Here is a 12375-nt window from a genome sequence, read left to right on the forward strand (position 1 = left end):
TCATAAAAATAACGAACACTGAATTCAGTGGGGTATTATTTAAAATCCTAAATTTGTAACAAACCAATAAAACCAAACATGAAAAATCTATTTACTCCCCTATTCATTATAGCATTTGTGTTGATTTCCTGCAAAAATGAAGCTGAAAACCAAGCTCCTAAAGTAGTTGTTCCTTTTTATCAAGTTGCCAATCAGCAGCAAAATCAAACGTTAAAAACTCCACAGCCAAACCAAAGTCAAAGTCTATACCCAGCCCCATCTGCTCAAAATACAACGACTCAGACACAAACCGTGACTGCTCCAGTGGCTGTTGCAAAAGGAATGAATCCTTCACACGGTCAACCAGGTCACCGTTGCGATATTCCTGTAGGAGCTCCCTTGAATTCTCCAGTTGCTACAACAAATCCATCGACAACTCAAGTAACTTCTAAACCAACTGTAACAGCAATTCCATCAGCAATATCAACTCCAAAAGGTATGAATCCTCCACACGGGCAACCAGGACACCGTTGTGACATTCCTGTTGGATCTCCACTAAATTCTCCAGTAGCCGCTGCTAAACCTGCAACACCTCAAGTGGTTCCAAATTATATCGTTTCCCCTCCTTCAACAAGTGAAGTTCCTGCTGTAACTCCTGCAGCAACAACTCCTCCTCAATAAGAATATAATTTAAAAAAGTTAGAGCACTAAAAATCAAATTAGTACACCCTTTTTTCATAACTTTATAAAAACATAAAAATCAGATTCAACTTATTTAATCTTTGTCAAAGTTCAAAACTTTGACAAAGATGTCATAATAAAAAACTGGTATTAATTTAAAAATTAAAATAAAATGAAAAAAGTATTGTTCTTAACAGGTGATTTCACCGAAGATTATGAAACTATGGTTCCGTTTCAAATGCTAGAAATGGTAGGATATACTGTTCATACTGTTTGCCCCAATAAAAAAAAGGGAGACACTGTAAAAACAGCTATTCATGATTTTGAAGGCGACCAAACGTATACCGAAAAACCAGGTCACAATTTTGCTCTAAATTATAGTTTTGATGATGTAAAAGTGGAAGAATACGATGGACTAGTTATTGCAGGAGGAAGAGCTCCCGAGTATTTGAGATTGAACGAAAAAGTACTTGAAATAACAAAGCATTTTTTTACCACCAATAAACCCGTTGCTGCCATTTGTCACGGTATTCAAATTTTAACCGCAGCTGGCGTTGTCAAAGGACGAAAATTAACTGCTTATCCTGCAGTAGGTCCAGAAGTAACATTGGCTGGTGGAGAATTCCAATCTATTCCTGTTGATGGAGCATTTGTTGATGGAAACTTAGTCACCTCCCCTGCTTGGCCAGCTCATCCGAGTTTTATAAGAGAATTTCTTAAAATTATGGGAACCAAAATTGAAATTTAATTTCACATCAAAATAAGGCATTACTTTAAAGTTTATATTTAAGTAAAACAATTCAATAACTACAACAAGAAGTAATTTTGTTGTAGTTTTTTTTACCTTTGAAAATCATTACCTTTTTATACCAATACAAGATTACAATTAATTTTATGATTACAACAGCAACACTAGAAGATGTATTTTCTTTAGAAAAATTAATCAATTCTGCCTACCGTGGAGAAACTTCAAAACAAGGTTGGACCACAGAAGCAAACCTTTTATCTGGAAAAAGAATTACTTTAGATGAATTATCAGAAGTTATTCAAAACAAAAGCAATAGCATTTTAAAATACACAAAAAACAATCAAATCATCGGATCTGTTTTACTGGTCAATAAAGAATCCAAACTTTATTTGGGAATGCTAACCGTTTCACCAGAATTGCAAAATAGCGGTATTGGAAAATTATTACTAAAAGAAGCCGAAGTTCATGCTTCATCAATGGGTTTGCCTAAAATTGTAATGACCGTAATTTCCATCAGGAAAGAATTAATTGAATGGTACAAACGCCATGGTTACGAGGACACGGGAGTAAGAGAACCATTTCCGCTTAATGATACCGATGCAGTTATTGCGAATCAACCATTAGAATTCATTGTTTTAGAAAAAAAACTTTAAAACTACTATAACGTTTGAGATATATTTATAAATTAGTAAAAAAAAATATTATTTATGAAATGAGCATAACAGAACATTGGTTGTAAAAATCAATCTTCTTCTGCGAATTACATATGACCACTAAAAAAATAAATATATACATATGAAAACATTAGATCAATGGTTTGAAGAATACGCAGTAAGCCACCAAAACCCAAAAAATAAGGCCATACACTATATTTGTGTTCCTGCTATTTTCTTTTCAGTATTGGGTTTATTGATGAGTATTCCGAGTGGATTTTTGAATTCTATTTTTCATTTAAACCAACCTATCATTGAAAACTGGGGATTTGTAGCTTTGCTATTTGTTTCTATATTTTACTTCAGATTGTCTGTTCCTATGGCTATCAAGATTATCATTTTCTCTTTTCTTTGCTTGATTCTAAATCAATACATCGGACAGTTTGTGCCACTTTGGGCTTTCTCAATTGGAGTTTTCGCTATCGCTTGGATTGGACAATTTTATGGACATAATATTGAAGGCAAAAAACCATCATTCCTAAAAGACATACAATTCTTGATGATTGGTCCTGCTTGGGTGGTACAAAATTTATTTTCAAAAAAATAATGGATTGATATTATTATTTTATTCATTATACTCTTACAATAAAAAAAGAACTACTTTTACTTAAAGCTACTTGCAATACTTATTTTTAGATTGCACTATTTATAAGCAACTCTAATCTTGGTTTTTTGTTTTTGTAGAACAATAATGATTAAAATTTAAATGTCAATGAAATCATCCAAAATCGAAAAACCAGGTGTTTATATACAAGAATTAAATGCTTTTCCAAATTCAGTTGTAGCAGTTGCTACTGCTGTTCCAGCATTTATTGGTTACACACCGCAAGCAGTATACAAAGGTAAATCTTACAAAAATGTGCCAGTAAGAATCACTTCCTTTTCAGACTTTCAGGCCTATTTTTGTTTTCCAAACCCTCCGCTTCCTGCTAGTCCTGCTAAACAATACAGTCCCGAATATTATTTAGTACAACAAAATAGCCAACCCACAAAGGGAGATTCTATATTGATTAATGGTTCTTATTATTCTATAGTTCCAGATTCCAATACTATTTATTATTTGTACAATAGTGTAAAGCTTTTTTATGAAAATGGCGGTGGTGATGCTTATATTGTTTCTGTTAGTTCGTATGGTCCTCCTTCCAAAAAGGCAATGACTCCATATACAACAATTGCAAATCCAAATGTGCAACTCAATGACTTATTGTCGGGACTTGCTTTATTACAAAAGGAGTCCGAACCTACAATGTACATCTGCCCGGAAGCAACCTTATTAAGCATTGAGAACAACGCAACACTCATGCAAAATATGCTTCTTCAATCTTCAAATATGCAAACGACAATGTGTATTTTTGATGTCATTGGAGGTAATAATCCCGATCCCATTTTATACACAGAAGACATTTCAAATTTTAGAATGAATACAGGTACTATTGGCCTGAATTATGGAATGGTCTACTACCCTTTTATTGGAACAACCATCATGCAAAATCAGGACATTGATTATACCAACTTATTTGGTGGAGACATAAAACAATTAGAAGCCATCATTAATCCTACGAGTAATCCCAATCCAAGCATCAGCACAATTATTGCAAACATCCAAAATCCGGAGAGTGGTTTGACGGTTACCCAAAACAATAATGCTCTAATAATTGCGAGCCCAATCTATTCCTTGATAATAAAACATGTATTAAATGATGCCAATATTCTTCCTCCAAGTGGTGCAATGGCAGGTTTAATCACTACAATTGACAATCAGGTAGGACCTTGGGAAGCACCCGCAAACACTTCTATCGTTGGAGCTGTGTCATTGCCCATTTGTATTTCAGAGAGTCAACAGGGTAATTTAAATATAGATGCTGTTTCAGGAAAATCCATAAATGCCATTCGAATATTCAATGGACTTGGTATTTTGGTTTGGGGAGCAAGAACTCTGGATGGAAATAGTCAAGACTGGAGGTATATTCCTGTACGAAGAACAATGATTTTTCTTGAGCAGTCTTGCAAATTAGCTGCTCAGCCTTATGTATTTCAACCGAATGACAAAAATACTTGGGAAGCTGTAAAATCAATGTTATCAAACTTTTTAACACAGGTATGGAAACAAGGCGGACTACAAGGTGCCAGTGCATCCGATGCCTTTTTAGTGGAATGTGGTTTGGGAACAACTATGACGGGTGAGGATATCCTTAACGGATTTATGACTGTTACCATAAAAGTTGCTGTTGTTCATCCAGCCGAATTCATTGTCCTAACATTCCAACAACAAATGGCAATCCCCAATTAATTAACTAACGAATGAATTTTAATTTGAAAAAATAAATAATATGGCAACAGATGATGGTAGCATAGAAGGCGCAACATGGCCAATGCCAAAATTTAGGTTTGAAGTAGACTTAGGTACAGAACTTACAAAAGTAGCCTTTCAGGAAGTATCTGGAATGGATGTAGAAAACCAAATAATAGAATATCGAAGTACTAATAGTCCTTTATTTTCTGTAGAAAAAATGCCGGGCATTACCAAATACGGAAATATTACTATGAAGCGAGGCATCTTTGTGAATGACAATACTTTTTGGGATTGGCATCAACAAATTGTAATGAATACAATCAAAAGAAGAACGATTGTAATAAAATTGTTGGATGAAAGTGGAAATGTAACTATGCAATGGACATTAAACAACGCGTGGCCCACTAAAATTACCAGCACCGACTTAAAATCAGATGGAAATGAGGTAGCCATTGACACCATAGAAATTGCACATGAACAATTAATTATTTCAAATGGATAATGATACTCCAATAGAATTTTATTTTAAACTTACTTTTAAAGATCAAGATATTGCTTTCCAAAAAGTTTCGGGTATTTCAAAAGAATTCAGCATTGAAGAAGTTTCTAGTGGTGGTGAAAATCAGTTTAAGTACCGCTTGCCAACTGTTTCCAGTAGCGAAAATTTAGTTCTCAGGAGAGCTATTGTACCACCTGATTCCTTATTAGTGAATTGGTGTGAAAGTTGCATTAATCAAGGATTGTCCAGTCCGATTCAACCCGAAAAAATGACATTAAGTTTAGTCAATGCAAACGATCAAACAATTATGCAATGGACTTTTCATAACGCTTATCCTGTAAAATATCATGTTTCTGACTTGAACACACAGGAAAATGCCATTATTATAGAATCATTAGAACTGGCCTATACCTATTTTGATGTTTCTACAATTACAAATACTACTAATCTTTTTACCTAAAATAATGAGTACAACAAGCGAAATATCAAGTGGTTCAATTGCCACGTTTTCTATCAAAGTCAATGGAGAAATAATTCCAGATTTGTTTAATATATACTCAATTCATGTTGAAAAAAATATAAACCGAATCCCAATTGCCAAAATAGTAATTCTGGATGGTGAGCCCAATACTGGAACATTTGATGCTAGCTCATCAGCTACATTTCTGCCTGGTGCCACAATTAGTATTGAAGCAGGATATGATTCAAAAAATGAGTTGATTTTTAAAGGAATAATTACAAGCCAATCGATTCGCATTGACAGTATAGTGGGTTCAGCATTAGAAGTTGAATGTCGAGATCCTGCAGTTAAAATGATTGTGGGTCGAAAAAGCATTACCTATAACAATAAAAAAGACAGTGATATTATTTCATCTATTATCGGAAGTTATTCGGGCTTAACTTCGGAAGTTTCGACCACTACAACTACATGGCCCGAACAGGTTCAATATTATGTAACCGATTGGGACTATATTTTGGCTCTTGCCGAAGCAAATGGATTAATTGTAACAACAATAAACGGGAAAGTTGCTGTTAATGCACCAGACAGCAATACCTCATCTGTTTTGAAAGTCTCTTATGGAGATGGCCTGATGGAATTTAATGCAAAACTGAATTCCATTCCTCAACTTGGAAATGTAACTTCTAATTCTTGGGATTTTAAAAATCAAGCAATACTAAATGGTCAAGCCACTCCAAATGAAGCTGGAGCTGGCAATCTATCTACAAAAAAACTTTCCGAAGTCATAGGCCTTTCTGTCTATCAATTACAAACCTCAGCACCATTAGAAACCACTGATTTAAACAGTTGGTCCAAAGCACAAATTGTAAAAAGTGAATATTCGAAAATAATAGGCGAAGCAAAATTTCAAGGTACGAGTTTAATTGACCCAGGAAAATGTATGACTTTTGATGGGCTTGGAGATCGTTTTAATGGTGATTACCTCATCTCTGGCGTGATTCATGAACTATCAGAAGGCAATTGGCTTTCGACAGTAAATCTTGGTCTTTCTCCAAATTGGTTTACAGAAGAACCCGATGTGATGGCACCACCAGCATCTGGCCTTTTGCCTGGAGCTCGAGGCCTTTTGAACGGAACAGTTAAACAACTATTTGGCGATCCTGATTCTCAATATAGAATTCTGGTAAATGTTCTATTCTTTGACACTAACGGAGCAGGTATTTGGGCAAGACTTTCCAATTTTTATTCCACTAGTGGAGCAGGTGCCTTTTTTTTACCTGAAGTAGGTGATGAAGTAATTCTTGGTTTTTTAAATGAAGATCCCCGTTTTCCTGTGATTTTGGGAAGCTTGTACAGTAATTCGAAAATAAAACCTTTTACTGGATTAGAACCCAATGAAAAAAATTCAATAAAAGCCATCGTTTCCAAATCTGGAATTTCAATTGAATTTGATGATGAAAATAAAATTTGGACAGTGGCTACACCCAGTAAAAACACCATAAATATTAGTGACAAAGACAAACAAATTACTATCAAGGATCAAAACCAAAATAGCATCGTAATGTCCAGTAGCGGCATCGATATGTCGAGTCCAAAAAGCATAAACATTTCAGCTCAGGAAAAAGTAACCATCAAAGGAACTCAAGGGATTGAAATTGAATCCAATGGCGGTGATGTTGAAACAAAAGGGTTGAATATAAAAGAATCAGCAGCTATGCAATACGCCGCTCATGGTGAACAAATGGCGGAAGTATCAGGAGGAATGGAATTAACGCTGAAAGGCGCAATGGTAATGATAAACTAGACAATATGCCAGCAGCAGCAAGACTTACAGATTTTCACGAATGCCCAATGGTAACTCCAGGCTTACCTCCTATTCCGCATGTCGGTGGTCCAATCGTTGGCCCAGGAGAACCAACCGTATTAATAGCTGGATTACCTGCCGCAAGAGTTGGTGATATGCTAGTTTGTGTTGGTCCACCAGATTCGATTATTAAAGGATCTACAACAGTAATGATTGGCGGAATGCCAGCAGCAAGAATAGGTGATCAAACAGCACACGGCGGATCAATACTATTGGGAGCTTTTAACGTTATCATTGGGGGATAAAAAATTTAACCATCATTTATTGCAACTTAGTTTCATACATTTTACAAAACTAGTACTTTATAAATCGTACATATACAAAATATAACTCACTAATAATCTAACATATAGTACATTTTCATTAATTTTATATTCTTAATAAAACAAATTAATAAAAATGGAAACTAAAAAAATAATCACCGTATTTGGTGCCACAGGAGCACAAGGTGGAGGATTGGCCATAGCTATTTTGGCCGATACAAATAGTGAATTTTCAGTAAGAGTGGTGACAAGAGATTCTAATACTGAAAAAGCTAAATCTTTTATTGAATTAGGGGCTGAAGTTGTCGAAGCTAATATTGATGATATACAAAGCATTAAAAATGCTCTAAAAGGTGCTTATGGTGCTTATTTTGTTACGTTTTTCTGGGAACATTTCTCGGTAGACAAAGAACTACAAGAAGTGCGAAATTTTATTGAAGCGGCAAGAGAATCCCATCTTAAACATATCATTTGGTCAACATTGGAAGACACTCGAAACTGGATGAAATTAGACGATGACAGAATGCCTACTTTACAGGAAAAATACAAAGTTCCTCACTTTGATGGAAAAGGAGAAGCCGATCATTTTTTTAGAGAGGCCGATTTGCCTACTACTTTTTTAAGAACTTCTTTTTATTGGGATAATTTCATCCATTTTGGTATGGGCCCTCAAAAAGGTGAAGACGGGAATTACTATATTGCTTTCCCAATGGATGACAAAAAGCTAGCGGGAATTGCTGCGGAAGATATTGGTAAATCTGCTTATGGAATATTCAAAAAGGGAAATGAATTAATTGGAAAAACAATCGGTATTGCTGGAGAAAAATTAAGCGGATATGAAATGGCTGAAAAACTCTCAAATGCATTGAATATACATGTCCTTTTTAATCCTGTAAGTCCCGAAGTATATCGCAATTTTGGATTTCCAGGAGCTGATGATTTGGGAAATATGTTTCAGTTTAAAAGAGATTTTAATGATGATTTTAATGCTGCAAGAAATGAAGTTTTCGCAAAAGAATTGAATCCTTACCTTCAAAATTTTGATGCATGGCTTACCAATAATACTTCAAAAATTCCTATCGATTAAATTTTAAAAACAGACCAACAAAAATTGGGGGCAGTTCGTTTCATAATCACGTTTATCTTTTCTTTCTTAGATTGAATAACTCAGCAAATTCTAGGCAACTGCTCCCCAATAAGTGGACTCACCACTCTTTTTCCTCCAAAAGAACTCTCTAGAATGATTTTGGCTTTTTCATCGTTGGTAACAACTCCAATTACGGATGGTTTTTGGCCCATACTTTCTAAAATTTGTATAATTTCAGTTTCAGACTCTTTGCTTGTAATACACACAAATACTCCTTCATTGGCAACGTACAGTGGGTCTAATCCTAGAATTTCGCAAGCGCTTTTTACTTGCTTATCAACACTAATAGCATCGTCTTTCAAAAGCATTCCAAGTTTGCTTTCGGTGGTAATTTCATGTAAAACAGAGGCCAATCCTCCACGTGTGGCGTCTCTAAGAAAATGGATTTCATTACCACAATTGTCCATTAATGTTTCTACAAACTTGTTCAGATTATTGGTATCACTGAGGATTTCACTTTCAAATTGCAGCCCTTCCCTTTCAGACATAATCGCCATTCCATGAGAAGCTATCGGCATATTGATGATAATAGAATCCCCTGCTTGGATTCTTTTAATACTAATATTTGCATTTTTATGCAAAACTCCAACCCCTGCAGTATTGATGTAGATTTTATCTCCTTTGCCTCTCTCAACCACTTTTGTGTCGCCAGTAACAATTGAGACTCCTGCTTTGTCGGCAGTTTCTCTGATTGACTTTATAATTGCTGTAAATTCATCCATTCCAAAACCTTCTTCAATAATAAATGCCAAGGAAAGGTATTTTGGTATTGCACCACACATGGACAAATCGTTTACGGTACCATTTACCGCCAATTCGCCTATATTTCCTCCTTTAAAAAATATCGGATGCACGACATAACTATCGGTTGTAAAAGCCAATTTGCCTTGTATATCAAGGAAAGCACCATCATGTCGCACATTTAATATTGGATTATCCAAATATTTAAAAATCACTTCATTTAGCAATCTAGTAGTGTGCTCTCCCCCGCTTCCGTGATGTAAATTGATTTTTTCCTGAGATTCTTGCATTGTACTAAAATTAAATTTCTTCGCCCATTTGTTTCAGAACTTCCATGGTGATTTTGGCTTCTTCTTCATTTATGATTGCTATGGCAGCTCCAACATGAACTAACAAATAATCTCCGATCTTGGCTTCGGGAACCAATGTCAAATTTACTTCTTTCACAACACCGTCAAACGAGACACTTCCTATTCTGAAAGTTTCGTCAATTTCTTGTGTTATTTTTTCTAATTTACCAGGAATTGCTAGACACATATCTTTAGTTTATTATGGATTTTTTTAAAAAATCATACCAACCTTCCATACCTTCGCCTGTATAAGCTGATACTTCAAAAAAGGTAAGATGAGGATTTACCTGTTTGGCATAATTTTTCAATTTTTCGATATCAAATTTCAAATAAGGAAGTAAATCAATTTTGTTAATGATGCATATTTGAGAACCATAAAACATATCTGGATATTTAATCGGTTTGTCTTCCCCTTCGGTAACCGAAATAATAACAGCTCGAGTATTTTCGCCCAAATCAAACATAGATGGACATACTAGATTTCCAACATTTTCAATCATCAAAATCGAATGATCCGCTGGAGCCAATTCTTTGACGGCTTTTGAAATCATATCACTATCCAAATGACATCCTTTACCTGTATTGATTTGTATTACGGGAACTTCAAGTGCAGCGATTCTGTCGGCATCATTGGTAGTTTGCTGATCACCTTCAATTACGGAGAAAACTATTTCTTTTTTCAGATCAGCAATGGTTCTTTCCAAAAGAGAGGTCTTTCCAGAACCTGGGGAACTTACCAAATTTATAGAAAAAATGTTTTTAGCATCAAAATAGCCTCTGTTTCGCTCCGCCAATAAATCATTTTTATGTAAAATTTCTTTTTCTAAATCAATTTCTTTGGTTTCATAATGAAGATGTACATGATCGTGATCGTGATCATGCGTGTGTTCATGATCATGCGTATGTTCGTGATCATGCCCATGATGATGCTCATGCGAATGAACGTGAGAAGTTTGTGCTTTTTTATTGTTTACGTCTATAATTTTCACCTGGTTATTATCAGGATTACACCCACAAGTTACACACATATCCTTTATCTATTTGAGATTACTAATTTATTGATTTTAAATTCTTTTCCCGAAATAATACTTTTAAAAGGACTATTGCATTTGGTACAAGAATCATATATTTTTTCTAAATGATATTCAAAATCACAATCCAAGCATTTGGCTTTTCCTTCGGGTTGAGCAATGGTGACTTTTGAATCTTGCAAAACCGTTCCTTTTGTTGCCAATTCCCAAATAAAATTTAAAGAAGCTATTTCTATCCCGGAAAGCTTACCAATTTCTAAAAAAATTTCCAAAACTCTTTCGTTTTTATCTGTAATTTCTTTTTCGGATGTTTTTATAATGGATGTCACAATAGACAATTCGTGCATAATTATGATATTTTAGCATTACCTACAAAATAACTACAAATATAGCATCAAAAATATGATAATTATCATAAATCAACATACGAAAACGTTGTATATTTGTTTGATTTACAATTTATTAACAATAAATTAAATGTTATGAGTCAAGAAATTAAAAAAAACGAAACCTATTATGAAAGTATTCAGAGACAGGGATACAACCGAAGGGATTTTTTAAAATTTGTGGCCTTCATTGGTGCTTATATGGGAGTAGAATCTTCTACATTAGGACAAATTGCAAAATCCTTATCGACTAAACCAAGACTCCCTGTAATATGGGAACACTTTCAGGAATGTACGTGCTGTAGCGAATCGTTTATACGCTCAGACCACCCTATCGTGGCGGATATTATTTTAGATAAAATTTCTCTTGACTATACCTTAACATTAATGGCCGCATCGGGACATCAAGCAGAAGCTGCCAAAAAAGCAACCATGGAGAAATATAAAGGAGAATATATCCTTTGTGTCGAAGGATCAATTCCTTTGGGTGATGACGGTAATTATTGTTGTATTGGTGGAAGAAGTGCGGTAGAAATTTTAAAAGAAGCTGCTGCTGGAGCAAAAGCAATTATTGCATGGGGAAGTTGTGCAACATCTGGCTGCGTTCAAGCTGCTAAACCAAATCCTACTGGTGCTGTATCCATTGATAAAATTATAACAGATAAACCGATAATCAACGTTCCTGGTTGTCCACCAATTGGTGAAGTTATGGCTGGTATTATTGTACACGTTGTCACTTTTGACAGACTTCCAGAACTTGATGACGCAGGAAGACCAAAAGCTTTCTATTCCAAAAGAGTACATGACAGCTGCTATAGAAGACCTTATTTTGATGCCGGCTTATTTGTAGAAAATTTCGATGACGAGAATGCAAAAAAAGGCTATTGCTTATACAAAGTGGGTTGCAAAGGACCAACTACCTATAATGCCTGTGGCAACATCAAATGGAACGGAGGCGTTAGTTATCCAATACAATCCGGTCACGGATGTCTTGGTTGCAGTGCCAAAGGATTCTGGGATGCAGGAAGTTTCTATTCGAGAGATTTAGCTATGGGAGGTGCAATTGAAGCCGATGCTGATACAATTGGAAAAGTAGCTTTGGGTGCCGTAGTTGGTGGCGCTTTGATACATGGAACCATTTCTAATATTGCAAAAAGGAAAGAATTAGAAAGAAGAATTAAAGACGGAATAGACGTTGAATCAAACATTGAAGATTAACA

At 35.1% G+C, this 12375-nt stretch carries 15 protein-coding genes; 11 read left to right on the forward strand and 4 right to left on the reverse strand.

The genetic code is table 11. The annotated features are described in order from the left end of the window. Positions 1-78 precede the first annotated feature (78 nt). The 10 genes from OYT91_RS05810 to OYT91_RS05855 all read left to right on the forward strand — a co-directional run bounded on the left by OYT91_RS05810 (position 79) and on the right by OYT91_RS05855 (position 8587). The gene (locus OYT91_RS05810; RefSeq protein WP_281239874.1) at positions 79-660 is read left to right on the forward strand and encodes a hypothetical protein; all 582 of its coding nucleotides are present in this window, start codon (positions 79-81) and stop codon (positions 658-660) included. Positions 661-832: 172 nt separating this feature from the next. Next, positions 833-1408 carry a DJ-1/PfpI family protein gene (locus OYT91_RS05815; RefSeq protein ID WP_281239875.1) on the forward strand — a complete coding sequence of 192 codons (576 nt, stop codon included), beginning with the start codon at positions 833-835 and terminating at the stop codon, positions 1406-1408. Between the two features lie 146 nt (positions 1409-1554). Beyond that, positions 1555-2061 carry a GNAT family N-acetyltransferase gene (locus OYT91_RS05820; protein WP_281239876.1) on the forward strand — a complete coding sequence of 169 codons (507 nt, stop codon included), beginning with the start codon at positions 1555-1557 and terminating at the stop codon, positions 2059-2061. A gap of 142 nt (positions 2062-2203) precedes the next feature. Further along, the gene (locus OYT91_RS05825; protein WP_281239877.1) at positions 2204-2668 is read left to right on the forward strand and encodes an Mpo1 family 2-hydroxy fatty acid dioxygenase; all 465 of its coding nucleotides are present in this window, start codon (positions 2204-2206) and stop codon (positions 2666-2668) included. A 165-nt stretch (positions 2669-2833) separates the two neighbouring features. Beyond that, complete coding sequence (locus OYT91_RS05830) at positions 2834-4411, forward strand: contractile injection system sheath protein (protein WP_281239878.1); 1578 nt, start codon at positions 2834-2836, stop codon at positions 4409-4411. A 40-nt stretch (positions 4412-4451) separates the two neighbouring features. Beyond that, the gene (locus tag OYT91_RS05835) at positions 4452-4916 is read left to right on the forward strand and encodes a phage tail protein (protein WP_281239879.1); all 465 of its coding nucleotides are present in this window, start codon (positions 4452-4454) and stop codon (positions 4914-4916) included. Next, a complete protein-coding gene (locus OYT91_RS05840; RefSeq protein WP_281239880.1) occupies positions 4909-5373 on the forward strand; it encodes a phage tail protein in 465 nt (154 codons plus the stop codon). The genes OYT91_RS05835 and OYT91_RS05840 overlap by 8 nt, the downstream gene beginning before the upstream one ends. A 4-nt stretch (positions 5374-5377) precedes the next feature. Next, positions 5378-7177, forward strand: a complete 1800-nt coding sequence (vgrG, locus tag OYT91_RS05845; RefSeq protein ID WP_281239881.1) for a type VI secretion system tip protein VgrG — start codon at positions 5378-5380, stop codon at positions 7175-7177. Between the two features lie 5 nt (positions 7178-7182). Next, positions 7183-7482, forward strand: a complete 300-nt coding sequence (locus tag OYT91_RS05850; RefSeq protein ID WP_281239882.1) for a PAAR domain-containing contractile injection system baseplate protein — start codon at positions 7183-7185, stop codon at positions 7480-7482. Between the two features lie 154 nt (positions 7483-7636). Further along, entirely contained in the window at positions 7637-8587 is a 951-nt protein-coding gene (locus tag OYT91_RS05855; RefSeq protein WP_281239883.1) for an NmrA/HSCARG family protein, read from the forward strand. Between the two features lie 80 nt (positions 8588-8667). Here OYT91_RS05855 and hypE read toward each other — a convergent pair whose 3' ends face one another. From hypE to OYT91_RS05875, 4 genes are read right to left on the reverse strand one after another with little or no spacing between them, the layout of a single operon-like run. Further along, entirely contained in the window at positions 8668-9678 is a 1011-nt protein-coding gene (gene hypE / locus OYT91_RS05860; RefSeq protein ID WP_281239884.1) for a hydrogenase expression/formation protein HypE, read from the reverse strand. A gap of 10 nt (positions 9679-9688) precedes the next feature. Beyond that, the gene (locus tag OYT91_RS05865) at positions 9689-9925 is read right to left on the reverse strand and encodes a HypC/HybG/HupF family hydrogenase formation chaperone (protein WP_269222623.1); all 237 of its coding nucleotides are present in this window, start codon (positions 9923-9925) and stop codon (positions 9689-9691) included. 4 nt (positions 9926-9929) lie between these two features. After that, a complete protein-coding gene (gene hypB / locus OYT91_RS05870; RefSeq protein ID WP_489886108.1) occupies positions 9930-10766 on the reverse strand; it encodes a hydrogenase nickel incorporation protein HypB in 837 nt (278 codons plus the stop codon). Between the two features lie 5 nt (positions 10767-10771). Beyond that, a complete protein-coding gene (locus OYT91_RS05875; RefSeq protein ID WP_281239886.1) occupies positions 10772-11116 on the reverse strand; it encodes a hydrogenase maturation nickel metallochaperone HypA/HybF in 345 nt (114 codons plus the stop codon). Between the two features lie 135 nt (positions 11117-11251). Here OYT91_RS05875 and OYT91_RS05880 point away from each other — a divergent pair, with 135 nt between their 5' ends. Then, entirely contained in the window at positions 11252-12373 is a 1122-nt protein-coding gene (locus tag OYT91_RS05880; protein ID WP_281239887.1) for a hydrogenase small subunit, read from the forward strand. Positions 12374-12375 lie beyond the last annotated feature (2 nt).

It is taken from the genome of Flavobacterium praedii, assembly GCF_026810365.1.
Lineage (GTDB): Bacteria > Bacteroidota > Bacteroidia > Flavobacteriales > Flavobacteriaceae > Flavobacterium > Flavobacterium praedii.

Excerpts from the sequence above, each read along its gene's own strand:
- OYT91_RS05825 (WP_281239877.1), top strand. The coding sequence starts at position 2,204 with ATGAAAACATTAGATCAATGGTTTGAAGAATACGCAGTAAGCCACCAA.
- OYT91_RS05810 (WP_281239874.1), top strand. The coding sequence starts at position 79 with ATGAAAAATCTATTTACTCCCCTATTCATTATAGCATTTGTGTTGATT.
- OYT91_RS05855 (WP_281239883.1), top strand. The coding sequence starts at position 7,637 with ATGGAAACTAAAAAAATAATCACCGTATTTGGTGCCACAGGAGCACAA.
- OYT91_RS05835 (WP_281239879.1), top strand. The coding sequence starts at position 4,452 with ATGGCAACAGATGATGGTAGCATAGAAGGCGCAACATGGCCAATGCCA.
- OYT91_RS05815 (WP_281239875.1), top strand. The coding sequence starts at position 833 with ATGAAAAAAGTATTGTTCTTAACAGGTGATTTCACCGAAGATTATGAA.
- hypB (WP_489886108.1), bottom strand. The coding sequence starts at position 10,766 with ATGTGTGTAACTTGTGGGTGTAATCCTGATAATAACCAGGTGAAAATT.
- OYT91_RS05865 (WP_269222623.1), bottom strand. The coding sequence starts at position 9,925 with ATGTGTCTAGCAATTCCTGGTAAATTAGAAAAAATAACACAAGAAATT.
- hypE (WP_281239884.1), bottom strand. The coding sequence starts at position 9,678 with ATGCAAGAATCTCAGGAAAAAATCAATTTACATCACGGAAGCGGGGGA.
- OYT91_RS05875 (WP_281239886.1), bottom strand. The coding sequence starts at position 11,116 with ATGCACGAATTGTCTATTGTGACATCCATTATAAAAACATCCGAAAAA.
- OYT91_RS05830 (WP_281239878.1), top strand. The coding sequence starts at position 2,834 with ATGAAATCATCCAAAATCGAAAAACCAGGTGTTTATATACAAGAATTA.
- OYT91_RS05850 (WP_281239882.1), top strand. The coding sequence starts at position 7,183 with ATGCCAGCAGCAGCAAGACTTACAGATTTTCACGAATGCCCAATGGTA.
- OYT91_RS05880 (WP_281239887.1), top strand. The coding sequence starts at position 11,252 with ATGAGTCAAGAAATTAAAAAAAACGAAACCTATTATGAAAGTATTCAG.
- vgrG (WP_281239881.1), top strand. The coding sequence starts at position 5,378 with ATGAGTACAACAAGCGAAATATCAAGTGGTTCAATTGCCACGTTTTCT.
- OYT91_RS05820 (WP_281239876.1), top strand. The coding sequence starts at position 1,555 with ATGATTACAACAGCAACACTAGAAGATGTATTTTCTTTAGAAAAATTA.
- OYT91_RS05840 (WP_281239880.1), top strand. The coding sequence starts at position 4,909 with ATGGATAATGATACTCCAATAGAATTTTATTTTAAACTTACTTTTAAA.